The sequence below is a fragment of the Bariatricus sp. TF06-38A genome, assembly GCF_027690675.1.
Lineage (GTDB): Bacteria > Bacillota > Clostridia > Lachnospirales > Lachnospiraceae > Allocoprococcus > Allocoprococcus comes.
Genome location: NZ_JAQFCE010000017.1, coordinates 1 through 26,912 on the forward strand (window position 1 = coordinate 1; position 26,912 = coordinate 26,912).

22 protein-coding genes and 1 pseudogene are annotated in these 26,912 nt (G+C 40.0%); 14 read left to right on the forward strand and 9 right to left on the reverse strand.

The window, feature by feature from the left end:
- Window positions 1-1,245: transposase (locus PG418_RS12545; protein ID WP_498837474.1), on the reverse strand; the 1,245-nt coding region annotated here is incomplete at its 3' end.
- Between the two features lie 688 nt (window positions 1,246-1,933).
- On the opposite strand from PG418_RS12545, the gene PG418_RS12550 reads away from it, so the two are divergent.
- Together PG418_RS12550 and PG418_RS12555 are read left to right on the forward strand one after the other, a co-directional pair.
- A complete protein-coding gene (locus PG418_RS12550) occupies window positions 1,934-2,404 on the forward strand; it encodes a hypothetical protein (protein ID WP_055246762.1) in 471 nt (156 codons plus the stop codon).
- 78 nt (window positions 2,405-2,482) lie between these two features.
- Window positions 2,483-4,188 (forward strand): annotated as a pseudogene (locus tag PG418_RS12555) (AAA family ATPase).
- 74 nt (window positions 4,189-4,262) lie between these two features.
- Here the strand turns inward: PG418_RS12555 and PG418_RS12560 are convergent.
- The 4 genes from PG418_RS12560 to PG418_RS12575 are packed head-to-tail and all read right to left on the reverse strand — an operon-like array spanning window position 4,263 to window position 7,863.
- Complete coding sequence (locus tag PG418_RS12560; protein ID WP_008374417.1) at window positions 4,263-4,940, reverse strand: hypothetical protein; 678 nt, start codon at window positions 4,938-4,940, stop codon at window positions 4,263-4,265.
- Window positions 4,941-4,944: 4 nt separating this feature from the next.
- Window positions 4,945-5,721: a carbohydrate ABC transporter permease gene (locus PG418_RS12565; RefSeq protein WP_022220100.1), complete on the reverse strand. Its 777-nt coding sequence runs from the start codon at window positions 5,719-5,721 to the stop codon at window positions 4,945-4,947.
- A complete protein-coding gene (locus PG418_RS12570) occupies window positions 5,714-6,571 on the reverse strand; it encodes a carbohydrate ABC transporter permease (RefSeq protein ID WP_008374422.1) in 858 nt (285 codons plus the stop codon). The genes PG418_RS12565 and PG418_RS12570 overlap by 8 nt, the downstream gene beginning before the upstream one ends.
- Before the next feature lie 26 nt (window positions 6,572-6,597).
- Window positions 6,598-7,863: a hypothetical protein gene (locus PG418_RS12575; protein ID WP_498837475.1), complete on the reverse strand. Its 1,266-nt coding sequence runs from the start codon at window positions 7,861-7,863 to the stop codon at window positions 6,598-6,600.
- Between the two features lie 234 nt (window positions 7,864-8,097).
- Between PG418_RS12575 and PG418_RS12580 the strand changes: the two genes are divergently transcribed.
- Window positions 8,098-9,315 (forward strand): hypothetical protein, encoded by a 1,218-nt coding sequence (locus PG418_RS12580; RefSeq protein WP_117824124.1) that lies wholly within the window; start codon window positions 8,098-8,100, stop codon window positions 9,313-9,315.
- Between the two features lie 47 nt (window positions 9,316-9,362).
- Window positions 9,363-9,998, forward strand: a complete 636-nt coding sequence (locus PG418_RS12585) for a DUF5052 family protein (protein ID WP_498837476.1) — start codon at window positions 9,363-9,365, stop codon at window positions 9,996-9,998.
- A gap of 559 nt (window positions 9,999-10,557) precedes the next feature.
- Here PG418_RS12585 and PG418_RS12590 read toward each other — a convergent pair.
- On the reverse strand, window positions 10,558-11,205 hold the full coding sequence (locus PG418_RS12590; RefSeq protein WP_173692256.1) for a CPBP family intramembrane glutamic endopeptidase: 648 nt from the start codon (window positions 11,203-11,205) through the stop codon (window positions 10,558-10,560).
- Between the two features lie 101 nt (window positions 11,206-11,306).
- Window positions 11,307-11,585, reverse strand: coding sequence for a hypothetical protein (locus tag PG418_RS12595; RefSeq protein WP_173692255.1), 279 nt, complete (start codon window positions 11,583-11,585; stop codon window positions 11,307-11,309).
- Window positions 11,586-11,721: 136 nt separating this feature from the next.
- On the opposite strand from PG418_RS12595, the gene PG418_RS12600 reads away from it, so the two are divergent.
- The 3 genes from PG418_RS12600 (at window position 11,722) to PG418_RS12610 (ending at window position 14,269) form a co-directional block, all read left to right on the forward strand.
- Window positions 11,722-12,387, forward strand: coding sequence for a DUF1847 domain-containing protein (locus tag PG418_RS12600; protein WP_173692254.1), 666 nt, complete (start codon window positions 11,722-11,724; stop codon window positions 12,385-12,387).
- Window positions 12,387-13,109: an HAD family hydrolase gene (locus tag PG418_RS12605; protein WP_055156476.1), complete on the forward strand. Its 723-nt coding sequence runs from the start codon at window positions 12,387-12,389 to the stop codon at window positions 13,107-13,109. Before PG418_RS12600 ends, PG418_RS12605 begins: the two co-directional genes overlap by 1 nt.
- 119 nt (window positions 13,110-13,228) lie before the next feature.
- Window positions 13,229-14,269: a D-alanine--D-alanine ligase family protein gene (locus tag PG418_RS12610; protein ID WP_055246753.1), complete on the forward strand. Its 1,041-nt coding sequence runs from the start codon at window positions 13,229-13,231 to the stop codon at window positions 14,267-14,269.
- A 279-nt stretch (window positions 14,270-14,548) separates the two neighbouring features.
- Here PG418_RS12610 and pyrG read toward each other — a convergent pair whose 3' ends face one another.
- Window positions 14,549-16,159 (reverse strand): CTP synthase, encoded by a 1,611-nt coding sequence (pyrG, locus tag PG418_RS12615; protein WP_022220297.1) that lies wholly within the window; start codon window positions 16,157-16,159, stop codon window positions 14,549-14,551.
- A gap of 290 nt (window positions 16,160-16,449) precedes the next feature.
- A complete protein-coding gene (locus PG418_RS12620) occupies window positions 16,450-17,928 on the reverse strand; it encodes a DUF1846 domain-containing protein (RefSeq protein WP_008374444.1) in 1,479 nt (492 codons plus the stop codon).
- Between the two features lie 159 nt (window positions 17,929-18,087).
- Here PG418_RS12620 and ftsH point away from each other — a divergent pair, with 159 nt between their 5' ends.
- From ftsH to PG418_RS12655, 7 genes are all read left to right on the forward strand, one after another.
- Window positions 18,088-20,235: an ATP-dependent zinc metalloprotease FtsH gene (gene ftsH, locus PG418_RS12625; protein WP_173692252.1), complete on the forward strand. Its 2,148-nt coding sequence runs from the start codon at window positions 18,088-18,090 to the stop codon at window positions 20,233-20,235.
- A 119-nt stretch (window positions 20,236-20,354) separates the two neighbouring features.
- On the forward strand, window positions 20,355-22,250 hold the full coding sequence (uvrC, locus tag PG418_RS12630) for an excinuclease ABC subunit UvrC (protein WP_211133659.1): 1,896 nt from the start codon (window positions 20,355-20,357) through the stop codon (window positions 22,248-22,250).
- Between the two features lie 14 nt (window positions 22,251-22,264).
- Window positions 22,265-23,188, forward strand: coding sequence for an HPr(Ser) kinase/phosphatase (gene hprK, locus PG418_RS12635; protein ID WP_008374454.1), 924 nt, complete (start codon window positions 22,265-22,267; stop codon window positions 23,186-23,188).
- 14 nt (window positions 23,189-23,202) lie between these two features.
- On the forward strand, window positions 23,203-24,141 hold the full coding sequence (locus PG418_RS12640) for an ROK family glucokinase (protein ID WP_008374456.1): 939 nt from the start codon (window positions 23,203-23,205) through the stop codon (window positions 24,139-24,141).
- Between the two features lie 196 nt (window positions 24,142-24,337).
- Window positions 24,338-25,000 (forward strand): GntR family transcriptional regulator, encoded by a 663-nt coding sequence (locus tag PG418_RS12645; protein WP_008374458.1) that lies wholly within the window; start codon window positions 24,338-24,340, stop codon window positions 24,998-25,000.
- Window positions 25,001-25,004: 4 nt separating this feature from the next.
- Window positions 25,005-25,940, forward strand: coding sequence for an ABC transporter permease (locus tag PG418_RS12650; protein ID WP_044999327.1), 936 nt, complete (start codon window positions 25,005-25,007; stop codon window positions 25,938-25,940).
- An 11-nt stretch (window positions 25,941-25,951) separates the two neighbouring features.
- Window positions 25,952-26,896 carry an ABC transporter permease gene (locus PG418_RS12655; RefSeq protein WP_008374461.1) on the forward strand — a complete coding sequence of 315 codons (945 nt, stop codon included), beginning with the start codon at window positions 25,952-25,954 and terminating at the stop codon, window positions 26,894-26,896.
- Window positions 26,897-26,912 lie beyond the last annotated feature (16 nt).

Sequence of the window (26,912 nt, forward strand, 5' to 3'; positions counted from 1 at the left end):
TTCTTCCTTACGTCCGTATTGATTTCCCCTCACATTTTTTCTGTATAAAAAATGGAATGCTTTATCGTTAGGACATCTCATGACACCTTGCTCATCAATTCTGAAGTTAACTGCACGAAATGGATCTTCATGATATTTCTGATCCTTAGTTTCCTTTTTAAACATTGGAAATTTCATATACTTTTCAATTCCGTTCTGTTCACAGAAAATATAATTGTTGTATGAGCCATATCCAGCATCTGCCACAGGATATTTGGGATAGAATCCATAAGTTTGTTTGAAGTGCTCCATCAAAGGAACGAAACAATCCATATCCGAACGATAATGGTTCACGTCAACAACTGCAATATATTCATCTGCTACACCAATCTGTACATTATATGCTGGCAGAAGCTGATCATTGCCCATGTAATCCGTTTTGATACGCATAAAGGTAGCTGAGTTATCTGTTTTAGAGTAACTGTTTCGATTAGGACCACAGATTTCAATTTTTTGTATGTATTCTTGAAGTTTCTGACAGAAAGTAGTCAAGTGTTCATAATGACGCTGTTCTTTGGATTTTCGCTTTCCACTTCCGTAAACAAATGTACTTGTATCCAGTTCCCATAAAAGTACTAGCTGCTCAACGATTTCATTCAGATAATCCGGTACATACTCCGGATTTGTTGTGATCTGCACCCCGCTCCATGCGATTTCTGCATTAATTTCCTCAATCTCCGCAGTGATTTTTTCGTAAAGCTTGTAACGGAACTTTTCGGTAGCCTTCTTCCATACCCAGGTATACTTGTTTGCGTTCGCTTCAAACTTGGAGCCGTCGATGTAGAGATGTTGCAGATCTACATGCTCCTCGTTAAAGATAGCATGATTGATGTCGTTAAAAATGTTTTCAATCTTATCTTGAAGTATTTCATTGATGAAATATCCAAAGGTTCTGTATGACGGAGTCTGATGATCCATGAGATACATGAACCTGATATTAACTTTGCAGTTGTCTTCCAGTTCTCTCAGAGAGCAGTAGCCGCTAGTCATAAATCCGAAAAGTACTGTTTTTAACATGTTGACTGGATTATATCTGAGTCGTCCGGTTGTGTACTCCGGAATATCCGTCAGATACTTGTTTAAATCGATTCCTCCCATCAATCTGTCAAATGTTAAAACAGGATCCAGCAGATCCAAACAATCTGAAAGAAACAGTGGTAAATATCCTTGTTTTGAATTACAATAATTATTGTGTAAAGTTTTCACCGCAAGTTAATTTTACCACAAAAATAGGACCTTTCGCATGAACGAATGGTCCTATTTCTTTTAGGGACTTATTTCACAGCCCCATCTTTTTATTTTTATATAGAGCGCCAGCTCTCATTCGGATGATGCGACAGCATTAGCCGAATGCAGCACAGCGTATGTGTCGGGGCAAAAGAGTAGAGTGCATCATTCTACAAACTAATCAATCTCCAGCGGAACAGGAGCTTCAGCTCCGCTTCCCGCGCCTGTCTTGCGTTCCCTAAATTTAATTCAATTATTTTCCAACATCTCTAGCAACGCCGAATTTGTTGATTTATTTATGATTTCTGTAATTTTCAATCAACCAGATTAAACGAATTTGTTGATCTGTTTTTAATTTCTGAAATTCTAAATCAACTATATCTGCATATTTCGTTGATTAGCTTTGAATTTTACAGTATCTAAGTCAATAAAATATTCTTATTCTGTTGACTTGTTTTTGAGTTTTATAGTATCTAGATCAATAATAGTTCCTTATTTCGTTGATTCATTTTCGGCTTTTAAGTTTTGCAATCATTTTTTTCAGTATAACGCATGTAAAAATGTGTATCAATGAAGCAAAAAATAAATATGAAAAACTGTAAAAAATATTGCCATCAATAAAAATCATATATATGATATTTATAAAGAACAAAGGAGGTTTAAAATAATGCCTATGAAAAAAAGATTATCCAGTTCCATTGGTACTATTATTGTTCTCTGTGCGATAATCATAATATCGTTGCAGAAATATCAGCCGGACAAAGAAGTAATTACTACTTTCATATATGAATGGCTAAATGACGATTCCAGGGCAGAGACAGAATACAAAAAAATTCTGGAAACCGGAAGTGATAATCAATCCTTATCTCAGCCTTTGCAAAAATACTTCATAACAGAAGCGGCATTCCAATCTTTCTTAAAGACATTTTATTATTTACCAGTAAAAATTCTGCAACAATACGATTCCTACAATTTAATAGACATTAACATAACAAAAGAATCTAATAGTTACTTTGTAAAAGTAGACTTAGAATTGATAAAAGAAGAAAAATCAAAGAATCATTCCATCACAATAAAAATTCAAATGGATCATAAAAAGTTTACCTATTTTACCATCACAGAAGGAAAAGAAATTTAACACAAATAAGCGGTTGAAAGATAAGAAACAAATAGGATATAATAACCCATAGATATTCAGGAAGGGAGGAAATCTTTCATGCAAAAAGTAATCAGTATCGGAAAACAGAATTTTGTATCTCTTCGGGAGAATGATTGTTTTTATATTGATAAAACAGATCTGATCTGTAAGTGGTGGGAATCAAAAGATGAAATTACTTTGATCACCAGACCGCGTAGATTTGGAAAAACATTGAATATGAGTATGCTGAATTGTTTCTTTTCCAATCAATTTACAGGACGGGAAGACCTTTTTAAAGGATTGGCAGTCTGGAAAAAGGAAAAGTATCGTAAAATGCAAGGAACCTATCCGGTAATTTTTCTGAGTTTTGCCGCAATTAAAGGCAGTAATTATGAAGATGCCAGAGATGGGATTATCATGGCGATCAATGAAGCCTATTCAGAACATAGGTATCTGCTTGAAAGTAATGAACTTACGGATGGTGAGAGGAAATGCTTTGAAGAGTTAGATTATTATGCAAAAAATCCAGGAATCAAAAAACAGGTGGCAAATGATACAATCTGTAATGCGGTAAAAAATCTGGCAAATTGCCTGAGCCGGTATTATAAAAAGAAAGTTATTATTTTGCTGGATGAATATGATACCCCGATGCAGGAAGCTTATCTCTATGGATATTGGAAAGAATTTACAGCATTTATCAGAAGTTTATTTAATGCAACGTTTAAGACAAATCCATATTTGGAAAGAGCAATGATGACAGGGATTACACGCGTGTCGAAAGAATCTGTATTTTCAGATTTAAATAATCTTAACGTTGTAACAACGACATCAACGGAGTATGAAACCTGTTTCGGATTTTCGGAAGAAGAAGTATTTCAGGCGTTAGAAGAGCGTGGGATGAACAATCAGAAAAAGCTTGTAAAGTCCTGGTATGATGGTTTTATATTTGGAAATACGCATGATATCTATAATCCTTGGTCAATTACTAATTTTTAGATAAAAAACAGGTCCGTCCTTATTGGGCAGATACCAGTTCAAATAGTATGATTGATGAACTGATTCGAAAAGCTTCCACAGACATCAAAGAAAAGATGGAAGAATTGCTGCAGGGAAAAGAAATCGTAGTTAATTTTGATGAACAAATCGTATTTGAGCAGCTTGATCAAGATGAGAATGCAATCTGGAGCCTGATGCTGGTAAGTGGTTATCTGAAAGCAGAGCAGATAGAATATCGGGGCGTTTTGTTAGAGCCATGGTATCATCTGCGAATCACCAATCTGGAAACAACAGCAATGTTTACAACTATGTTTAAAAGATGGTTCGCAAAGAATCAATCCAATTATAATCAGTTCATGAAGGCATTATTAAGTGATGATATAGATGCTATGAACTATTATATGAATCAGATTATAATGACAACATTCAGTTATTTTGATGTAGGACAAAATGAACCGGAACGATTTTATCATGGATTTGTTCTGGGACTCATTGCGGATCAGACTGATATCTATGAGATTCGGTCGAACAGAGAAAGTGGTTTTGGACGTTATGACGTGATGATGATTCCTAAAATAAAAGAAACAAAAAAGTATCCGGCGATTATTATGGAATTTAAAGTGAGAAATATAAAAAGAGAAGAATCGTTGGAAGACACTGTGCAGACGGCACTGACACAGATTAAAGAAAAATGTTATGATGCAGAACTATATGACAGAGGTCTAAAAAAAGAAGAGATTCATCATTATGGTTTTGCATTTGAAGGAAAAAAAGTATTGATAGGATAAAAAGAAGAAAGTCAAACTGCTATTGCGATTTAAAACTTTTTCATATAGCAGTTTGACTTTATCCGTTTTATAGATTAATGTAAATAAAATCCCAGATCCAATATACATTCCGGAGGCAGATATTCTCGCGGAATATTCACAAGTGCAGTAATTTTCCATAAGATACCAAATCCAATCAGAATGAGTAGCATTCCTCTGACACATTTTCTATAATCTCCGGCAGGAAACTTATACAAATCTTTAATTCCAAAAGCAAAGATAAAAATTAAAATCAGGACGGTTATTCCAAACAAAAAGAAAAAAGATTTTTGCTTTTCTAAAATACGTCTGTTTTCACCAGACTGTTTTTTATGTTCCCCTTCCTGATCGATGGTGACTTCATCTCCATCTTTTAATGGATATGTAGACCATTTTATGATCTGCAAAAGTTGTCCTTTTTCATCTTTTTCTTCCGGAAGAAGAATACTATCTGCAGTTATGGAAAGAGGATCGACAGCCTTTGAAAAGGCGAGAAATTTTGTTCCGAATACTCCTTCTTGCTCTGCCAGATAAAAAATCATATTTGTATCGGTATTATAGCAACTTTTGGGAATACGGATGGTAGAATTAAGCTTTTCTTCTTCTGTCTGACTGATCGTTGCAATCTCTACAGGTATCTGCATCCATTTTTCTATACGGATGGATAAAATAGTACAGATCATTAAAGAAATCAGGATCATACATCCGGCATTCCAGGTTTTCTTTTTCATCATTTTATCAACTCCATAAAATATCTTTTAGTCCATCCGTCAATTCTGTATTGTAATATAAAAAGAAAAATGTCACTGGAAGTAAACATAGTAGACCACAGACGGATTGAATTCCAACAGCATTTTGATTGAGTGATGCGAGAAAAACAGAAAGGGGATAGTCGGTTTCTTTTTCGAGAAAAAGGATAGGCTGTTCAACCATATTCCAGCTTTCTGTAAATACTAATATAAATAATGTGATAACGGCAGGTTTTGAATTTGGAACTATAATGTAGCGAATCATTTGTAGCTGATTTACGCCATCCATTCTTGCGGCATCAAGTGTAGAATCTGGGATTGCCTGGAAAACGAAAGTAAGCCATACAGTTCCAAAAGGTGAAAATATTGCAGGGATTATCAAAGCTTTCCAACTGTTTAAAAGTTTTAGTTTTTCTAATAAAATATAATTCGGCAGCAGTGTTACCTGAATCGGTAAAATCATAAATAGTGCAAATAGTATAAACCAGAATTTTTTCAGAGGAAAAGAATATTTTGCAAATGCTGTTCCTGACATACAGGAAAAAAGGGTTTGTCCTGCCGCAATCATCAGACACATGGCAAGGCTTCTCCAAAATTTTATCAGATAATCAGGTTTTGCCAGAAAAACTTTATAATAATTCATCAGAGAAAATCCGGTATCTGAATGAAAAACTGAAAATACAATCAGATAGATAATTGGAAATAAAAAAATAAAGGCTATGATCGAAAAAACAAAGAGCCGGGTGTACTGTTTGTACTTATGCATCGGCAGTCCTCCTCTTTAGAAAATAGTATATCATATAGATAAGACCACTTAGAAAAAGAATAAATACGGTAATAATAGTTGCACTGGCGGAAACCTTTTGGTAATTCAGATTTTGTAAATTATTATTCATAAAATGTTGTAAAAAATAAATACTGTTGTCTGGATGAGTTCCGCCAAGTAAAAAGGCTTCTCTGTAGCATTTAAACGCATTCATTATGGAGAGTATTAATGTAAAAAGGATAACCGGAAACAATATAGGACAGGTAATATAATAAAAGCTCTGCCATTTTCCGGCTCCGTGAAGACTGGCATATTCATAATATTCTTTCGGAATCATCTGAAGTCTGGAAGAATAAATGAAAATATAATATCCAACAAATTTCCAGAAATATAAAATACAGATGATCCAAAAAGCGCTTGAGGTATGAAGCCAGTCTTTTTCAGGAAGATAAAAAAAGTTTAGTATCAGATTCAAAAAACCATTATTTTTGAAAAAAAACTGGATGACTAAAACTATAGATGCGATTGGCATGATGATTGGATAAAGAAAAGAGAGTCGGAAAATTTTCTGACCTTTCGTAATCTGTTGTAAAATTACAGAAATACAGAGAGCTGTCCCTAAAGTAACTGGTATTGTAACAAGCATATATTTACAAGTGTTTTTTACTGCCAGTAAAAACATTGTATTTTTAAATAGTTCTTTATAATTATCAAGACCTACAAATTCGCGTTTTCCGATACCAAAAGAAACAGAATACCACAAAACAATCAAAAATGGGATCAGATAAAAGAAAAGAAATCCTGATATTGCAGGGAAAGCCAGTAAGAATCCCTTCTTCTTTTTTTTCATTGCATCACGCTCGCTTTCACTTAAAACTATTCTGTCACCTGTGTATGATAATCATTCCATGCTTTGTCTGCTAAAGCCGAAAGCTTATCTTGCCATATCTTTTTAAAATCAGTTTGCGGACTATATAATAAACTACTATTTTCTATAATCTCTTCATAAATAAAATGTTCAACTTCTGTCGGAAAATATGCTCCTTCTAAGGACTGAAATGCTTTTATAGCTAAATCCTGTTTTGACTGATCTAAGAAGGACAGTTTTGTACGGATGGCAGATACTTGTACCGGATAATCTGTTCCAAGGACACCATTTGCGCTTAGTGACATTCCATTAGTACTAGTTGATTCCTGAATTACGTTATTTAAAAAATACATTAAGAAGTGATAAGCTTCTTCTTTATAATCAGATGCCATACTTACAGCACCAAAGCAACGAATGGCAGCCATTTTTTTTCCCTGAATATCAGGGATTATGTCTATTTGCGTTGTGTGTTCGTTTATGTCATCCAAAGATGAGATTAAAATATGCGAAGAGCTAGTATCAGTATTATTTGTCTTTTCATTTTCTAAATAATCTTGTTTAAATAATAAGTATTCTAATGCGAAATTACTCCACTTTTCCTTATCAAAGAAAATCTGACCGGAATTGTAATCCGCAGCAGGTTGAAACCAGTTACCACTGATATTATCTAATTCGAATAGTGCATTTTTCAGAGCGTGGTCAGAAGAACTTTTTATATTTGAAATCCAATCTTCTAAGGTATCATTTTCCTGTGTATAATCAAGTACAGTATCGGAGATTAACATATTATAGTGGCAGGAAAGAGGAAGAATATATTGTCTTTCCTGATATTGACCGGGGAGAAGAAAAGACGGATTATAGTTTTCCTTTTGCCAATAAGAATCTTTTTTCATATATTTATCCAATGAGGCGAATACACCACTTTGCATTGCCTTATAAGGATTTTCAAAAAGAGGTTCGTTCATCTGCGCAGCTCCATCGGTGGAACAGTTAACAAGATATAAGTCAGGACCTTTTCCAGACATGATCTGTGTACGGAGTTTCTGAATTTCTGCAGATCTTTTATCAGGATCAGGAGATAATATTTTAATTTCAAATTCCAGAGAGTTATTTTTGGATGTGGCATATTTTACAGCATCAAGAACCTGCTCCTTAAAAGCAGGTTCTATAACAATAGAGAGTGTTTTGGAGACATCTTTATTTAGCTTTGTACATCCGGATAATCCAATTGAAAGGATGAGGAGTGGAAGAAGAGCAAATTTAAAATTGAACATTGGTATGATCCATCCTTAAAAATTACAAAGTATAATTGATTGAACTTAAATGATGTATATATCTTAGTATCTGAATTTTAACACAAAAATAAAACGATGTCAAAAAATAAAGAAATTTTTTGAAAACGAAGTAGTTCGTATGATTTTGTTGATTTTCGAAGAATACCAGAGGACGCTTGCATTTCAAAAAAATACAAGTTATCCTTAAGAAGATGTACAAAGGAGGAAAAGAAGATGCAGCTTGCAACAGCAATGAATCTAAGAAAAGCAATGGATGAGGAAACCAAAAGAGAGCGGTTCGCTTCCTGGTACAGCACACTGCCCGGAATCCCGGCACATGAAAAAGAGATCATAGAAAGGTCTTTAAAATATAACGTGTGGAAAGAACTCATAAAACTCTTTGTCGTTTATATGATCCTTTCACTGGTATGGTTTTTCGGAGCCGGTCAGTATGATCCGTTTGAAAGTGTAACAGGATATTCTCTCATAGGAAAAAAGAGCGTAATTGGAGTTGTGCAGGAGGATGGCGAGTCATTGCGCTTGAAAAATCCGAATAAAGGTGAGCATGTAAGTTACACACTTGCAGAACTTGGAATGGATCCGATCAAATATTCTTATGGCAGTCGGTTTCAGACATACTGGGAAAAAGAAAAGAATGGGGAATATCAGTTACTTGCGGTATTGCCGGAAAAGCAGGTATCGAAAATAGAAGGTCTTTATTATGGCGTAATGGGAGTCGGATATTTTGCAATTCTTATTGGCGGGATTTGTGCGTTTTTTATCCGGAGAAAACGATATACAGGATGGTTTTTATCGTTCTATTACAGGCTGGAAAAGTTTTACTCAGAATATGGTGTATGGCAGAAATACAGTGTTGAAAGAGGTTATGACACGGTCGATGCGATTATTGCTTACGGAAATGAAAATCCGATATATTTTGTAAACGAATTTTCGAATATCCATCTCACAAAAGAGGAAGTAAAGAAAAAGAAATCAAAGCTTGCCATGGTCTGGCTAACATCAATAGCGGTTATGGCTGGGATTATACTTGTTATTTCACTGTATGTGAATATTACATCAGCGATCGAGTGCAGGCAAAATGAGGCAAGGACAGCAGCAGTTTTAGAAAAGCTGCAGAATGCGATCGATGAAAAAACGACAGGTCTTGGTGACAAATCGGAATATTACAATTATGCGGACATGATCGACCGGGCAAGGGATACATTCCCGGAAGAAGATATCTACTACAAGCTTCAGACAACGGAGGATTATGTCACGATAATTGTCACAACAAAAAAGAAACAAAATGTTTGCTTTGACCGGTATGTGCCGGTTCAGGGATCAATTGGTGATGAGGATACAGAGTATAAGCTTGAGATTGCCATGGTATCGGATGCGATGCAGCCGGACGACATTTTACATAATTATACAGGGATACTTAAGATAAAGTAAGGTAATGGCAAAAAGATGATTCTGCGAAAGGACAAAGGAGAAAATTTATGAAAAAGAAAAGATTTGCAATGGCAGTAGTATGCGCAGTCATGACTATAGCGCTTGCGGGATGCAGTATGCTCAGCTCCAAATTGAACGATATTACAGGAAAATTAGTGGGGAATTCGTACACGATCACGACCTATGATAATTACGGGAATCGTGTAATGACAACCACAGGAGACAAGATCAATGTGCAGGGAAATGCAGTGGAAACTTCAAGCTATGATTCAGACGGTAATGTTATCACGGGATATGAGCTTTCCTCTGTCATTACGATTACAATCGATGGAAAGGAAATCGAGAGCTGTGGTGATACCTGTATTTTTGCGCAGGACGCGTTGAAAGCGGATGTGGATTTTACGCAGGAGGATATTGAAAGCAATGCAAGCGGTAAGATTACAGACAATACTGCGTTCGCAGGTGTCCTGAATAAGTATAAAAATATGTTTGGAAAAGCCAGAGTTGTTGTTATCAAATCCCAACTGGGACAGCCGATCGTAGCGTATAGTGGAGAAGATGTGTACTGGGAAATCCCGGATGATCTGCCAAAGTTTACGAAGTTGATGATCGATGGGAAAGCGCTGTACATACACCGGGCGAATTTCCAGATCATTGATAAGAGTTTGTTGGAATCCAACTGATAAATTTACTGTGGTGAAATTTCACGGCTGATATAATCAAAGCATGGGTGCTATCATAACGGTGGTGGTTAGTCCTTTTTCAGAGGGTGCAGAGTGCTAGTGGCACTCGTTTTGCAACGACCGAAGTAGAACGGAGACCTGTGACCCTCTGATTACATAGAAACCTTGATAAGGAATCTGCTGGAAAGGAGGGCTAAGCCAATGAGTATTTTGGATTTTATTGCAGTTGTGAGTTTTGGAATCACCTGCTTTTGTGTCGGATACACATTCGGCAAAGATAATAATAAGACACAAGAATAACCGCCCCAGCCTGCAAACTGAACGGTTATTTTTAATCAATTAGTATAAGGGCTAACCGTCTATCGGTAGCACTCTTTTTCTATAGTCATATTATCATGTGTCTGTTGAAATGTCAAATTTTCTTACTTTAAATTGGGGTTAAAACCTTATATTTTAGGTCAAAAATTTTTGGTTTATATTTTGTTAGCATTTCTGAAAAAAATTTTTAGTGTAGAAAAATTCACAGTTTAGATTCAAACTTATTTCTCAAAAATATATTTTAATAGAGAGCCACATTCCAAAGAAAATGAGTAACTGTAAGTGAGAGAATGCTAAATTTATCAGGGAAAAAAGTTCTTAAAGAACAATATAAAATGGAAATAATACATGTATTAATAACCTGTGTAAAAGAATAAGTAACAGGAAAATGCATCAATCCAAAGAAAATAGAAGTAATAAAAATAGCAAAGAAATTATTTGATTTCTTTGACAAAAAAGTCAAAACAAATCCACGCCAGAGAATTTCTTCGGTCAGTACATTTAAAAGCATATTAAATATGTAGAAAAAGTTAGCTATGTTTATTCGGTCAAATTTAGCAATTATATTACGGAGTGCTTCAGAAAAAGGTGGTGGGGATAAGAAAGTAAAACGGAAAAAGATTCCCATAAATACATAAAGAACGATTCCACAAAATAATTGAATTATTGGTTTATGTAAATGAAATCCGTATTCTTCAAGAGACTTATTATAGACAGAAATATAAATTATAATTGCAATTGACGGAATAATCGTAATCAATAAAAAGAGCATTTCTGAAATAAGACCATTCAAATATACATAGATAATTCTTTGCAATAAAAACGCACCTAAAAGAGTATAAATTGGGAGAGCTAAGAAAAATATCCATTGTTTTGTTGTAGATTTCATACAGAATCTCCTTTTTGATTTTCTTGTGTAGTAATTGAAAGGTCTTGTTAGTTAAACTGGAATACAGAATATTTTTTTTCACATCTACAAAATGACCGCAATCAATCACTTGCCGCCCAATGATCAGCGCGGCGATCATTCCGGCAAATACTTTTGCGTTCACGGATCATTAGATATCCGTCGAGCCTGTATCCGTACACAATAAAAAGCAGGGACATCACCAGAGTTGGGATGGTCAGCTCTTTAAAGAACAGCACGATCAGGCCCACGCCGATTCCGGCGATAGAGAAACAATAGACAAGCGAGATGAACCAGACAATTTTTTTAAACCCGATCGAACTGATGACCAGTGCAATAATCAGTAAAATTAGAAACTTCATATGTATGTCTTTTTTTTGTAAAATTGAATTAGTATAATGATAACACTTTTGCGGAAACAAGTAAAGTTATTCCGTGCTTGCATTTTCCCAAAATACCAGTTATCCTTATCTGTATATCAAGAGGAGGCAGAAAAAAGTGGAAGAAACAAAAAAGTTGTCATGTATAGATTGCAATGTCAAGAAATGCAATGTAAAGCAGAATATAGAGAATCATAAGCCATATCCTGGATTTTGCGTGTCGCATAATATGGACTTGAAAGACCGGCAGAGGGCGCTTGATACCTATCTGGGAGATGAAAAAGATCTGAAGATCATGCGTGCAAGTGCCGAGATCGAGCACGATTTTTACTGCCAGGCAACCCGTGTGGAGGAGACGATCCGCTGGGCAAAAAAACTGGGTGCCAAGAAGATCGGAATTGCAAGCTGTGTGGGACTCTTAAAGGAAAGCCACCTGCTGGCAGGACTTTTGAGAGAATACGGCTTTGAAGTGTACGGTGTGGGCTGTAAGATCGGAGAAGTTCCAAAGACCGAGGTCGGCATTCCGGAACGGTGCGAGGAGGTCGGAGTTCATATGTGTAACCCAATCCTGCAGGCGCAGATGCTGAACAAAGAGAAGACGGACATCAATATCGTGATGGGACTTTGCGTGGGACATGACAGCCTCTTTTACAAATATGCCGAGGCGCCGAGTACAACGCTGGTTGTAAAGGATCGGGTGCTTGGAAATAATCCGGTGGCTGCTTTGTATACGCTGGACTCTTATTACAAAAAGTTACATCATCTGAATCTGGAGGAAGAATAATGCACATTCGACATATTTTATTTGATCTTGACGGGACGCTGCTTCCGATGAACCAGGACGAATTTGTTACCTTTTATATGCCGCTTCTGGCAAAAAAATATATATCCGAGGGGATTTCCTTTGATCCGAAAGCATTTATCGCATCCGTGTGGAAGGGCTATGGAGCGATGGTGAATAATGACGGAAGCTGTACCAACCGGGAAGCATTCTGGCAGTATATGGACGAACTGCTTCCGACGGATTCGGAGAATTCCGAACGGATTGCCCTTGATTTCTATGCAAATGAATTTAACCAGGCAATTGCGGTGACGCAGCCAAACAGTCTGTCGGACAAGGTTGTGAAAAAGGCAAAGGAAAAAGGAATCCGCACCTACCTTGCAACCAATCCGGTATTTCCAAAGGTGGCAACGATGAACCGGATCAAATGGGCGGGACTGGATGCAGAGGATTTTGAGCTGATCACAACTTATGAGGATAATTGTTACTGCAAGCCAAATGTGGACTATTACCGAACAATTCTTGAACAGTTTCATCTTAGACCGGAAGAGTGTCTGATGGTAGGAAATGACGTGGAAGAGGATCTTGCAATTCGGAAACTCGGCGTAAAGACATTCCTTGTTACAGATACGAAGGAAAATAAAAAGGATCTTCCAATCGAAAGCGATTACCAGGGATCGATGGAAGAGCTGTTTGCATTTGTAGAAAGCCTGGAAAATGCTTAAAAATTTATTGAAATTCCAAACTTTTATTGTAAATGCATGGCGGACGTGGTAAATTATTCTAAGTAGTATCCGGAGGGAACCGGAGAAGAGTATATGATAAGAAACAGAGGGAAACTGATATGAAGAAAAAGTTACTTGTTGTTTGTGGCGGACAGTCCAGTGAGCATTCAATTTCACGAATTTCCTGTAATTCAGTGATGAAGCATCTGGATAAAGATAAATATGAGATTACACTTGTCGGCATTGCAAAAGATGGGAAATGGTACATCTTAAAGCAGGAAGATAATGACCTGTCAAAAGATACCTGGCTTGACGGAGCGGAAGTGGTAGAAGGTGTATTCGATCTTCTGAGAAGTCAGGATGTTGCATTCCCGGTACTTCACGGACTTTACGGAGAAGATGGAACTATCCAGGGATTATTTGAACTGGCACAGCTTCCGTATGTAGGATGCCGTGTATTTGCATCCAGTGCATGTATGGATAAGATTTTTGCAAAGAAAGTATTTGAAAGTGCAGGAATTCCGCAGGTTAAATCCGTATATGTGAAAAAACGAAATGACGGAAGACTGGTCGTTGTCGAAAAAGACATGGAAGAAACAGAAGAAGTAGAAGCTTCGATTATGAAAGAACTTGGTATGCCATGCTTTATCAAGGCAAGCCGTTCCGGATCCAGTGTTGGATGTTACCGCTGCGATAAAGAGGAAGATCTGATGGCAAAGCTGGAAGAAGCTGCGAAGTATGATACACACATCGTTGTAGAAGAATGTGTAGACTGTATCGAGCTTGAGACAGCCGTTCTTGGAAATGATGACATCATCGTATCCAGAGTCGGACAGATCATGCCTCATGGTGAATTCTATACCTTTGAATCCAAATACGAAGATGCAGAGAGTAAGACATGTATCCCTGCAAAAGTAGATGAAGAGATTCAGGAACAGATCCGTAAGTATGCTGTTCGTGCCTTTAAGGCAATTGACGGACATGGACTGAGCCGTGTGGATTTCTTCCTGGATAAGAAGACCAATCACGTTTACCTGAATGAGATCAATACCCTTCCGGGATTTACGAGTATCTCCATGTATCCGCAGCTGATGGAAGATTTGGGATATAGTTATTCTGAACTGCTGGATAAACTGATTGAGATTGCTGATGAAAATTAATTACAGATAATAGAAGAATGTTTTGCTGCCGCCGTAATTGGCGGCAGTTTCAAATTACAACAGGAAATGGTATTTTGGCAGCAAATAGTGAATGGATATTTTCCATTCAAAACACATTTCTTTTCATAGTGAAATGGTTTGGACCGATCTTATCAATCATATGTATATACGGAATTCTAAAATAGTTAAAAAAGAATGAATAAAGAAAAACTCCAGAATCAATTTTATACTGCTGATTCTGGAGTTTCTTTTACTTAGAAACGATATAATTTCATTTTATTACTTCTCTTTACTATATTCCAGAGAAGCTTCCACAAATCCCTTAAACAGCGGATGTGGTTTGTTCGGACGGGATTTGAGTTCCGGATGTGCCTGTGTTCCGATGAACCAAGGATGTTCCGGAATTTCCACCATCTCTACGATTCTGCCGTCCGGAGAAAGTCCGGATAAGAGCATACCGTTCTGGGTAAGAGCATCACGGTAGTCATTGTTGACTTCATAACGATGACGATGACGTTCGTGGATTTCTTCTTTTCCATATAATTTATAAGCTTTTGATTCTTTGTTAAGAACACAAGGATAAGAACCAAGACGAAGGGTTCCACCGATATCTTCAATACCGATCTGGTCAGGCATGATGTGGATGACCGGATGTGTAGTGTTTGGATTCAGTTCTACGCTGTGTGCATCATGATATCCGACAACGTCTCTTGCAAATTCTACGATGGCAAGCTGCATTCCAAGGCAGAGTCCGAGGAACGGAACCTTATGTGTTCTTGCATATTTGATGGCTTCGATCTTACCTTCGATACCACGGTCACCGAATCCACCAGGTACGAGGATACCACTTACATCACCGAGAAGTTCATCGACATTTTCCGGTGTGACAGTTTCAGAGTCAATCCATTTGATATTTACGGTTGTGTGGCTGTAGATGCCGCCATGTTTTAATGCTTCAACAACACTGATATATGCGTCATGGAGCTGGATATATTTGCCGACCAGGGCGACTGTTACATCTTGTGTCGGATGCTTCAGGCATTCGACCATCTCTTTCCAGTCTTTCAGATCCGGTTCCGGACAGTCAAGCTTCAGGCATTCGCATACAACGGAAGCGAGATGTTCTTCTTCCATGGCGAGTGGTGCTTCGTAAAGATATTCCACATCCAGGTTCTGAAGAACGTGATCAGATGGCACGTTACAGAAGAGGGCGATCTTGTCTTTGATTCCCTGATCCAGTGGATGCTCAGAACGGCAGACCAGAATATCCGGCTGGATTCCCATTCCCTGTAATTCTTTTACGCTTGCCTGAGTCGGTTTGGTCTTCATCTCCTGGGAAGCATGCAGATATGGGATCAGTGTGACGTGGATCAGCGCAACATTGTCATGTCCCATATCATGTTGGAACTGGCGGATAGATTCCAGGAAAGGCTGGCTTTCGATGTCTCCGACGGTTCCACCGACTTCGATGATCGCAATCTCGGTATCTGTAGCTGCAGGGTTACGATAGAAACGGCTCTTGATCTCATTCGTGATATGCGGGATGACCTGTACGGTTCCTCCACCAAAATCTCCACGACGTTCTTTCTGAAGAACGGACCAGTAAATCTTTCCTGTCGTTACATTCGAGTTCTTGGTAAGACTTTCATCGATAAATCTTTCATAATGTCCAAGGTCAAGGTCTGTCTCAGCTCCATCGTCTGTTACAAAAACTTCACCGTGTTGTACCGGATTCATTGTACCCGGGTCAATGTTGATGTACGGATCAAATTTCTGCATTGTAACTGTGTACCCGCGTGCCTTGAGCAGACGCCCAAGAGAAGCTGCTGTGATTCCTTTTCCAAGACCTGAGACAACGCCTCCGGTAACAAATACATACTTAACTGCCATAGTTCCAGTTCCCTCCTTATGGTAATTTTTTGTCTACTACTCATTGTGTTCTGTAAAAAATAAGATAGAATGCGATTTCTATTCATCAGAAAAGTCCGGTATAACCTTCTGACAGATAAAAATAGAAAAAAACCCCATAAAAACAAATTTATGTGGCTCCCTCGCTACTTTGATTTCCCCTTGAAATCAATTCCCCTATAAAATACTTTAAAAGTATACACCCATTCCAGAAAAAAATACAACAATTTTTTTTGAAATGGGTGTATAAAAATCAAAAATATAATATTTGTCTACTGATAGATCGGTTTTTTCTCGTATCTCGGTTCAGATGTAACCTGGATGGATAACTTCTGGAACAGACGGATATCTACATTTGCAAGCATAACGGATACATGAGCCTGGCAGCCTTTTAAATTCGGGACTTGTCTGAGTGCCTGTTCAGCAACCGGATTGGAAGAGGCACTGATAGAAAGTGCAATCAGAGCTTCATCGATGTGAAGTCTTGGGTTCTTGCTTCCAAGGAATTCGGTTTTAACTTTCTGGATCGGTTCCAGGGCAGTCGGTGAGATCAGGTGCATATCATGATCGATTCCGGCGAGTTCTTTTAAGGCGTTCAGGATCAGGGCAGCAGATGCGCCAAGCAGGTCAGAGGTTTTTCCTGTTACGATGCGTCCGTCCGGAAGCTCCAGAGCGGCAGCCGGTGCACCGGTTTCTTCAGCGCGTGCAAGAGCGGCATCAACAACCTTACGGTCATGTACGGTAACTCCTGCCTGATTCATCAGAAGCTCGACCTTATAAGTCTCTTCCTTCGGGCATTCACCGGAAAGGAAACGGTCCATGGTGCGGTAGTAGCGGCGAATGATCTCCTGACGGGAAGCTTCTTTGCAGACTTCATCGTCACAGATGCAGTTACCAGCCATGTTAACACCCATGTCTGTTGGTGATTTGTATGGATTTTCTCCGTAAATGCGCTCAAAAATTGCACTCAGTACAGGGAAGATCTCTACGTCACGGTTGTAGTTGACGGTAGTAACACCGTAAGCTTCCAGATGGAACGGGTCGATCATATTTACATCGTTAAGGTCAGCAGTAGCTGCTTCATATGCTAAGTTGACCGGATGCTTTAACGGGATATTCCAGATCGGGAAGGTTTCGAATTTGGCATATCCTGCGCGGACTCCGCGCTTGTGCTCATGATAGAGCTGGGAAAGGCAGGTAGCCATCTTTCCACTTCCAGGTCCAGGTGCGGTGATGACAACCAGAGGTCTGCTTGTCTCAATATATTCGTTCCTTCCGTATCCTTCGTCACTTACGATCAGCGGGATGTTGGAAGGATAACCTTCTATTACATAATGGATATAAACTTTAATGCCAAGCTTTTCCAGACGTCCTTTGAAAAGATCGGCACTGTTCTGTCCGGAGTACTGTGTGATAACAACACTTCCGACAAAGAGACCATTGGCTTCAAATTCGTCTTTCAGGCGGAGAACGTCAGTGTCATAAGTGATCCCAAGGTCACCGCGGATTTTGTTGGCTTCAATATCGGCTGCACTGATAACGATCACAATCTCTGCGGTATCCGATAATTCTTTTAGTAAATGTAATTTGCTGTCCGGCTGAAATCCAGGAAGCACGCGGGAAGCATGATAGTCATCGAAAAGCTTTCCACCGAATTCGAGATACAGTTTGTTGTCAAACTGATTGATTCGCTCACGAATGTGAGAAGACTGCATTTGCAGGTATTTTTCATTATCAAACCCAATTTTCATAAAGTTCCATCCTTTTTGTCCATAATTTTACTTTCATAGAAGCAATTCAAACCTAGTATACTATAAAATATGACTTTTTTACAATCTTTTCATAAATTTTTCATTGATTTCTAAAAAACGCCTACTTATAATAGAGAGGACGACACTTAGGAGGTAGGTATGGATAACCAGAATAATAGAAATAAGCAAAACCTTCCGGGAAATAATAACCCGAATAATAAAAATAACCGCCAAAGATGGAATATTATATTATTTACCGTTATGCTGATCTCGTTTATCGTATTTGCGTTGTATCAGTTCCGGGAAGACACAGATGCCCGGGAGATTACCTATGATCAGTTCCTGAACATGGTAGATTCCGGGGAAGTTAAGAAAGTTGTGATCGAGGATGACAAGATCATGATCACAGCGAAGACAGAAGCTGAGATGAAGAACAGCAAGAAAAAAGGCGCTTCTGAGAGCGATGTGGTCGAAGGTTCTGTAGCAGATAACAACGACAGCAGCAGTAAGGACAGCAGCGATGACAGTACAGGTCTGTTCAGTAATGTGACAAGGAAGCAGTATTATACCGGTATTGTGAAGGATGATACCCTTTCGGACAGACTGTATAAAGCAGGTGTTGAGTATGAACAGAAGATACCGGATTCTACATCTTATATGGTGATGAATCTTCTGGTCAACATTGTTCCGCTTGTGATCATGATCGGTCTGGGCGTGATGCTGATGCGCCGTATGACAAAGGGTGGCGGCATGATGGGCGTTGGCAAGAGCAATGCCAAGATGTATGTGGAAAAATCTACCGGAGTCACATTTAAGGATGTAGCCGGTCAGGATGAAGCAAAAGAATCCCTGCAGGAAGTAGTCGATTTCCTGCATAACCCTGGCAAATACACCGGAATCGGAGCGAAGCTTCCGAAGGGAGCACTTCTTGTAGGTCCTCCCGGAACCGGTAAGACACTTCTTGCAAAAGCAGTTGCCGGAGAAGCAAAAGTACCGTTCTTCTCTCTTTCAGGTTCTGCATTTGTTGAGATGTATGTCGGTGTCGGAGCGTCAAGAGTACGAGACCTCTTTAAGCAGGCACAGCAGATGGCGCCGTGTATTATTTTTATCGATGAGATCGATGCGATCGGAAAAAGCAGAGATTCACAGCTTGGTGGCAATGATGAAAGAGAACAGACACTGAATCAGCTCCTTGCAGAGATGGATGGATTTGACAGTAATAAAGGTCTTCTGCTTCTTGCGGCAACGAACCGTCCGGAGATCCTGGATCCGGCGCTTCTCCGTCCGGGAAGATTTGACAGGCGTATCATCGTAGATAAGCCAGATCTCAAGGGACGTATTGATGTCCTGAAAGTACATGCCAAAGATGTTAAGATGGATGAGACAGTCAATCTGGAAGAGATTGCACTTGCAACTTCCGGGGCAGTCGGTTCAGATCTTGCCAATATGATCAACGAGGCTGCGATCAATGCAGTAAAAAAAGGAAGAAATGTTGTATCCCAGGCAGACCTTTTTGAAGCTGTTGAGGTCGTTCTTGTGGGTAAAGAGAAGAAAGACCGTATCATGAGTCAGAAAGAACGCCGTATCGTATCATACCATGAAGTCGGTCATGCACTGGTAACTGCCCTTCAGAAGGATGCAGAACCGGTACAGAAGATTACAATCGTTCCGAGAACCATGGGTGCACTCGGTTATGTGATGCAGACACCGGAGGAAGAGAAGTTCCTGAATACCAAGGCTGAGCTGGAAGCAATGCTGGTGACAGCCCTTGCAGGACGTGCAGCAGAGGAACTGGTGTTTGACACAGTTACAACCGGAGCATCGAACGATATTGAGCAGGCAACCAAGATCGCAAGAGCGATGGTAACACAGTATGGTATGTCTGAAAAATTCGGACTTATCGGACTGGAATCTATCCAGAACCGTTATCTGGACGGAAGAGCTGTTATGAACTGCGGAGAGGCAACCGCGGCAGAAATCGATCAGGAAGTTATGAAGATGCTGAAGGGAGCATATGCAGAAGCGAAGAGAATGCTTTCCGAGCATCGTGAAACGATGGATCAGATCGCCGGATTCCTGATTGAGAAAGAGACGATCACCGGAAAAGAATTCATGAAGATTTACCGCAGATGTGAAGGAATTCCGGAACCGGAAGAAAAGAAAGAAGAGAATCCTGTAAAAGAGCAGACGATCGAGATGCCGAAGAAAGAGGCAGATACCGAAGCAGCACAGCAGGAAGAGAAAGAAACGCAGAAGAAAGCAGAAAGAGATGAAGACGGATTCATCCTTCCGCAGAAGCGTGACTAGTCTAAAATAACAGAAGATGCAGAGGTTTCAGAACAATAGGTTCTGAAGCCTCTTTTTTCTGTAGATTCTTTTGAAAGAATGACTTGTATTGTCTGCAGGAAGCAAGGTATAATGTGACTATGGAAAATCAGACATTTATTATTGAAGACGAACTTAAAAAACTTCCTGGGAAACCGGGAGTCTATCTGATGCATGGGGAAAAGGACGAGATCATTTATGTTGGAAAGGCGATCAGCCTGAAGAACCGTGTCAGACAGTATTTTCAGCCGAGCAGGAATCGGGGGGCCAAGATTGACCAGATGGTGACGCATATCACCCGGTTTGAGTATATCGTGACGGATTCGGAACTGGAAGCACTGGTTCTGGAATGCAATCTGATCAAGGAACACCGGCCAAAGTACAATACGATGCTGATGGATGATAAGAGTTATCCATTTATCAAAGTGACAACCGGCGAAGCATATCCAAGGATTATGATGGCAAGGCAGATGAAGAAGGACAAGTCAAAGTATTTCGGCCCTTATACCAGTGTGACGGCGGTAAAAGATACGATCGAACTGATCCGGAAGCTTTACCGTCTGCGTAGCTGTAACCGCATCCTTCCGCGCGATATCGGGAAAGAAAGATGCTGTCTCTATCATCATATCAAGCAGTGCGATGCACCGTGTCAGGGGTATATTTCGCAGGAAAAATACAGAGAGTCGGTTGATGAAGTACTCAAATTCCTGGGAGGAAATTATGATAAAATCTTAAAGGATCTGGAGAAAAAGATGCAGGAGGCATCGGATGATCTGGAATTTGAGAAAGCAATTGAATACCGGGAGCTTCTGCACAGCGTGAAGCAGATTGCACAGAAGCAGAAGATTACCGATACAGGGGGCGAGGACCGGGATATTGTGGCTCTTGCAAGAGAGCATGAGGATGCGGTGGTACAGGTATTCTTTATCCGCAATGGTCGTCTGATCGGCAGAGATCATTTTTATCTGCGGATTGCCCAGGGAGATGAAAATGCAGAGATCCTCTCCAGCTTTATCAAGCAGTTTTATGCCGGAACGCCATATATTCCGGGCGAACTGATGCTTCCGGTGGAACCGGAAGAGCGGGAGATCCTGGAAGCATGGCTTGGAGAAAAACGTGGGCATAAGGTTCATTTCCGTATTCCGAAAAAAGGGGAAAAAGAAAAGCTTGTTGAGCTTGCAGCGAAAAATGCAAAGATGGTACTGGAAAAAGATAAGGAGCGTATCAAGCGTGAAGAAGGAAGAACGATCGGTGCAGTGAAAGAAATAGAAAAGTTGCTTGGCCTTAATAACCTGGTGCGTATGGAGGCGTATGATATTTCCAATACCAATGGATTTGCCTCGGTAGGGTCGATGATCGTTTATGAGAGGGGCAAACCGAAACGAAACGATTATCGTAAGTTCCACATCAAGGGTGTGCAGGGGGCGGATGATTATGCAAGTATGCGTGAGGTCCTCACCAGAAGATTCCGGCATGGTCTGGAGGAACAGAAAAGCGGGAAAGAGCTGGGAAGTTTTAATGTTTTTCCGGATCTGATCATGATGGATGGTGGAAAAGGACAGGTTAATATAGCACTGGAAGTACTGGATGAACTTCATTTATCCATTCCGGTATGCGGTATGGTCAAAGATGACCACCATCGGACGAGAGGTCTCTACTATCAGAATATCGAGATTCCGATCGACCGCAATTCCGAAGGGTTTCGGCTGATCACAAGAGTGCAGGATGAGGCACACAGATTTGCTATAGAATTTCACCGGAAACTGCGTAGTCAGGGACAAGTGCATTCGATCCTGGATGATATTCCGGGAATCGGACCTGCGAGAAGGAAAGCACTGATGCGGACATTTGCCAGCTTGGATGAGATTAAGAATGCAGAGGTGGAAGAGTTGAAAAAAATTCCATCAATGGATGAAAAATCGGCAAAAAACGTGTATAATTTTTTCAGGGGAAGCGAAAAGGAAGATACAGAAGCTACTCTGATGGAAGAACAATAAAAGGAGACAGGACTATGGGAGTTACATTAACAAAAATCGTAGAGAAGATGGAACTTAGAAATCTTACTCCGGATGTCGATATGACACAGCGGGAAGTAAAAATTCCGGATATTAACCGTCCGGCACTTCAGCTCGCCGGATTTTTTGATCATTTTGATTGCGAACGGATTCAGCTTATCGGATATGTAGAGTACACTTATCTGCAGACACTGGAATATGAGCATAAGATGAAAATATATGATACACTGCTTGAGTATGGGATTCCATGCTTTATTTTCTGCAGAAATCTGCAGCCGGATCCGGAATTTCTGGAGAAAGCAGTGAAGAACAATATTCCGGTATTTATTACGGATAAACAGACTTCTTCCTTTTCAGCAGAACTGATCCGCTGGATGAAAGTGGAACTGGCACCGTGTATTTCAATTCACGGGGTACTGGTGGACTGCTATGGAGTCGGTGTTCTGATCATGGGAGACAGCGGTATCGGTAAAAGTGAGGCGGCACTGGAGCTGATCAAGCGAGGCCATCGTCTGGTAACAGATGACGTGGTGGAGATCCGGAAGGTCAGTGATGATACTCTTGTTGGTACAGCACCGGATATTACCCGCCATTTTATTGAACTTCGCGGAATTGGTATCATTGACGTAAAGACGCTGTTTGGTGTGCAGAGTGTAAGAGAGACACAAAATATTGATCTCGTCATTACGCTTGAGGACTGGAACAAGGATCGCGAGTACGACAGGCTTGGACTTACTGAGGAGTATACAGAATTTCTTGGTAATAAGGTTGTATGTCACAGTATTCCAATCCGCCCGGGACGTAATGTTGCCATTATCGTAGAATCAGCGGCAGTCAACCACAGACAGAAACAAATGGGCTATAACGCAGCGCAGGAGCTGTACCGCCGAGTACAAGAAAATCTAAAAAAGAATATGTAAGGAGCAGGAGACAGATGAAATATTGTTTTGGTATCGATATAGGCGGAACGACAGTAAAGATGGGACTTTTTCAGGAAGACGGAGAGCTTCTTGACAAATGGGAGATCAAGACACGTACTGAGAACCAGGGAGAAGCAATCCTCCCGGATATTGCGCAGGCAGTGAAAGCAAAGATGGCAGAAAAGAAACTGGTGAAGGAACAGATCATCGGACTTGGAATGGGGCTTCCGGCACCGGTAACCGAGGATGGAATTGTTCAGAATACAGCAAATCTCGGATGGGGATACAAAGAAGTGACACGTGAACTGGAAGAGCTTCTTGACGGAATGAAAGTGATTCCGGGGAATGATGCAAATGTAGCTGCGCTTGGTGAGATGTGGAAAGGTGGCGGAAAAGGCCACAAGAATGTTATTATGGTTACCCTTGGAACCGGTGTTGGCGGTGGAATCATCGTGGATGGAAAGTGCCTTGTAGGGGCACACGGTGCTGGCGGAGAGATCGGTCATTTGTGTGTAAACTACCAGGAGACAGAAACCTGTGGATGTGGAAAGAAAGGCTGTCTGGAACAGTATGCTTCTGCAACAGGAATCACAAGACTTGCCAATATGCGTCTTGCAAAAGATGAGAAACCAAGTACCCTCAGAAATGTGGCAGAGATGTCTGCGAAAGAAGTGTTTGATGCAGTGAAAGCCGGAGACGAAGTTGCAATCGAAATCGCAACTGAATTTGGAAAGTATCTGGGACATGCGCTGGCGAACCTTGCAGCTGCCTGTGATCCGGCGGTTATCGTAATCGGCGGAGGGGTATCAAAAGCCGGAGAGGTTCTGCTGGATTACATCAAAGGTCCATTTAAAGAAATGGCATTCTTTGCAGACAAAGATACAGAATTTGCACTCGCAGAACTTGCAAATGATGCAGGAATCTGCGGAGCAGCAAAACTGGTACTGAAATAAGTGAAAGATATTATAAAAAAACAAAAATCTTGTGAGAAATATTTAACATTCTTGCAAGATTTTTGTTTTTTATAGAAGAAAATGCAGAATGACAAATGTTTGCATTTGACATTCTGCACAAAATGATGTAGACTTATCGTAGTAACATTATTAAATAAGCCTATGAACTCTAAAAAATTGTGAAAAGGAAGACAAAATGATAATACGTAAAACATTAAGAGAGCAAGTAGTTGAAATTTTAAGACATAAGATTTTATCAGGAGAGATCAAACCGGGAGAACGAATTATAGAGGCAAAAGTAGCAGAAGAGCTGAAAGTCAGCAGAGGTCCCTTAAGAGAAGCTCTCAGGCAGATTGAAGAAGAAGGGTTGGTTGTATATGAAGCGCAGAAAGGCTGCGTAGTAAAGACGATGACTTATGAAGAGATGCAGGAAACATACCTGATCCAGTCTACGCTTGAGAAACTGGCAGTGCAGATGTGCGGGGGAGAGATCAGCAAAGAACAGGATGAAGAGATGCAGAAGCTTGTTCTTTCCATGGAGAAAGCGGCCAATCAGAAAAATCTGTATGATGTTATAAAATTCGATGAACAGTTCCATGAATGTATTGTGAAGACCGCACACAGTGAAAAACTTCATAGAATCTGGAAAATACTGGAAGGAGGGAATACGGCGGCATATTATACGATGGATACAAAAACTCTGGTACCATTTGATGTGGTCCACATCAATCATCAGAGAATTTTGGATCTGTTTCATAAAGGGACAGTCGAAGATATCTGTAAAGAGATAGAATTACACTACATGGTTGTCCCGCATGTTCTGTATGAAAATCAAAAGAAAAAAGGAGAAAGGAACTGAAGGTATGGTTAAATTTATTGGGAAAAGGCTGGCATATGCTGTTTTGACATTGTTCTTGATTACGACAGCGACATTTTTCTTGGTAGCAGGTGCTCCCGGAGATCCGATCGCTGCGAAGGTTGGTCAGATGCCTGAACAGGCACAGCAGATTATCCGTGAGAAATACGGACTCGATCAGCCGGTAGTAAAACGGTATACAACTTATATGAAGAATCTTCTTACAACAGGAGACTTCGGAGAATCTATTATTTATACCGGTCAGTCAGCAAATGACATTATTAAAAACAATACGCTGGTATCAGCGAAGATAGGTTTGTTGGGACTACTCTTCCAGACAACGATTGGTATATGTCTTGGAATGGTAGCGGCTCTTAACAGGGGAAAACCGGTGGATCATGTCATAAGGGTACTCGTTGTATTAGCTATTTGTGTTCCTAGTTTCGTATTTGCATCTGTATTGCAGTATTTTCTGGCATTTAAGTGGAAACTGGTGCCGGTATTCGGCTGGGGACAAATGAAACATTATATTCTTCCGGTTGCCGCATATGCGATCGGCGGTATCGCATCTTATACAAAATATATGAGAAGCAGTACCTTATCTGTTATCGGAGAAGATTATATTATTACAGCAAAAGCAAAGGGATGTACAAAGAAGAGAGTTGTACGGAAACATGTTTTGAGAAATGCAATGCTTCCTATCATTACTATGATCGGACCTTCTCTGGCAGGAATTTTTGCAGGATCATTCATCCTTGAACGTATGTTTGCGATTCCGGGACTTGGATTCTACTATGTAAAAGCAGTTTCGGATAATGATTATACGATGGTAATCGGTCTTACAATTTTCTTTGCTATTTTGTTCGTTGGCTCGCTGATTGTAGTAGACATTCTGTATGGAATCGTCGATCCGAGAATCCGAGTTGCAAAAGGTAAGAAATAGGAGGGCTTCTGATGAGTACAAAAGAGGTAGTAATGACAGAAGAATGGAATGAATCAGATGATTTTAAACGTGTTGGGACGGAAGGATTATCTGGTGAAGATATCGGAGAGAAATCCCTGACCTATTGGGCGGATGTCTGGAGAAGATTCAGGGAAAACAAACTTGCAATATTTGGTCTTATATTATTAGGCCTGATCGTAGTGCTCCTGTTTATCGGACCAATGGTCACAGGACAGGATTATCAGCTGATCGATGCGTCGATCAAGAATCAGGGACCAAGCAGTGCACACTGGTTTGGTACAGATGATATGGGAAGAGATCTCTTTACCCGTGTCTGTGTAGGTGGACGTATTTCAATTTATATTGGTTTATGTTGTACATTGGTAATGTTTGTGATCGGAGCACTTCTTGGAGCGCTGGCAGGATTAAAAGGCGGACTGGTAGATGACATCATCATGCGTATCTGCGAATTTATCGGAAACCTGCCATATCTGATCATTGTAGTAATTTTATCCATGGTACTTGGAAGAAGTATGTTCTCCCTTGTTTTTGCAATGAGCCTTACCGCGTGGGTAGGAACCGCGCGTATGGTAAGAGGACAGATCCTTCAGATCAAAGAACAGGATTATGTGCAGGCAGCAACAGCACTTGGTGCATCAACCGGACGTATTATTGTCAAACATCTTCTTCCGAATACACTTGGAATTATTATGGTTGATATCACGATGTCAGTTCCGGGATTTATTTTCAGTGAGGCTTTCTTAAGTTATATCGGACTTGGAGTAAGACCACCGGAAACCAGCTGGGGAGCACTTGCATCAGCAGGACAGCAGCAGCTTATGTTTTACCCACATGAATTGTTCTTCCCATGTCTGATGATCGTACTTACAATGCTGACTTTCCATCTGATCGGTGATGGACTTTCAGATGCATTGGATCCGAAGCTGAGAAAATAAAAGGGGGAACTACAAG

What these genes read in the sequence shown, in the direction of transcription:
- PG418_RS12550 (WP_055246762.1), top strand. Translation starts at nt 1,934, where the DNA reads ATGCCTATGAAAAAAAGATTATCCAGTTCCATTGGTACTATTATTGTT.
- PG418_RS12560 (WP_008374417.1), bottom strand. Translation starts at nt 4,940, where the DNA reads ATGATGAAAAAGAAAACCTGGAATGCCGGATGTATGATCCTGATTTCT.
- PG418_RS12565 (WP_022220100.1), bottom strand. Translation starts at nt 5,721, where the DNA reads ATGCATAAGTACAAACAGTACACCCGGCTCTTTGTTTTTTCGATCATA.
- PG418_RS12570 (WP_008374422.1), bottom strand. Translation starts at nt 6,571, where the DNA reads ATGAAAAAAAAGAAGAAGGGATTCTTACTGGCTTTCCCTGCAATATCA.
- PG418_RS12575 (WP_498837475.1), bottom strand. Translation starts at nt 7,863, where the DNA reads ATGTTCAATTTTAAATTTGCTCTTCTTCCACTCCTCATCCTTTCAATT.
- PG418_RS12580 (WP_117824124.1), top strand. Translation starts at nt 8,098, where the DNA reads ATGCAGCTTGCAACAGCAATGAATCTAAGAAAAGCAATGGATGAGGAA.
- PG418_RS12585 (WP_498837476.1), top strand. Translation starts at nt 9,363, where the DNA reads ATGAAAAAGAAAAGATTTGCAATGGCAGTAGTATGCGCAGTCATGACT.
- PG418_RS12590 (WP_173692256.1), bottom strand. Translation starts at nt 11,205, where the DNA reads ATGAAATCTACAACAAAACAATGGATATTTTTCTTAGCTCTCCCAATT.
- PG418_RS12595 (WP_173692255.1), bottom strand. Translation starts at nt 11,585, where the DNA reads ATGAAGTTTCTAATTTTACTGATTATTGCACTGGTCATCAGTTCGATC.
- PG418_RS12605 (WP_055156476.1), top strand. Translation starts at nt 12,387, where the DNA reads ATGCACATTCGACATATTTTATTTGATCTTGACGGGACGCTGCTTCCG.
- PG418_RS12610 (WP_055246753.1), top strand. Translation starts at nt 13,229, where the DNA reads ATGAAGAAAAAGTTACTTGTTGTTTGTGGCGGACAGTCCAGTGAGCAT.
- pyrG (WP_022220297.1), bottom strand. Translation starts at nt 16,159, where the DNA reads ATGGCAGTTAAGTATGTATTTGTTACCGGAGGCGTTGTCTCAGGTCTT.
- PG418_RS12620 (WP_008374444.1), bottom strand. Translation starts at nt 17,928, where the DNA reads ATGAAAATTGGGTTTGATAATGAAAAATACCTGCAAATGCAGTCTTCT.
- ftsH (WP_173692252.1), top strand. Translation starts at nt 18,088, where the DNA reads ATGGATAACCAGAATAATAGAAATAAGCAAAACCTTCCGGGAAATAAT.
- uvrC (WP_211133659.1), top strand. Translation starts at nt 20,355, where the DNA reads ATGGAAAATCAGACATTTATTATTGAAGACGAACTTAAAAAACTTCCT.
- hprK (WP_008374454.1), top strand. Translation starts at nt 22,265, where the DNA reads ATGGGAGTTACATTAACAAAAATCGTAGAGAAGATGGAACTTAGAAAT.
- PG418_RS12640 (WP_008374456.1), top strand. Translation starts at nt 23,203, where the DNA reads ATGAAATATTGTTTTGGTATCGATATAGGCGGAACGACAGTAAAGATG.
- PG418_RS12645 (WP_008374458.1), top strand. Translation starts at nt 24,338, where the DNA reads ATGATAATACGTAAAACATTAAGAGAGCAAGTAGTTGAAATTTTAAGA.
- PG418_RS12650 (WP_044999327.1), top strand. Translation starts at nt 25,005, where the DNA reads ATGGTTAAATTTATTGGGAAAAGGCTGGCATATGCTGTTTTGACATTG.
- PG418_RS12655 (WP_008374461.1), top strand. Translation starts at nt 25,952, where the DNA reads ATGAGTACAAAAGAGGTAGTAATGACAGAAGAATGGAATGAATCAGAT.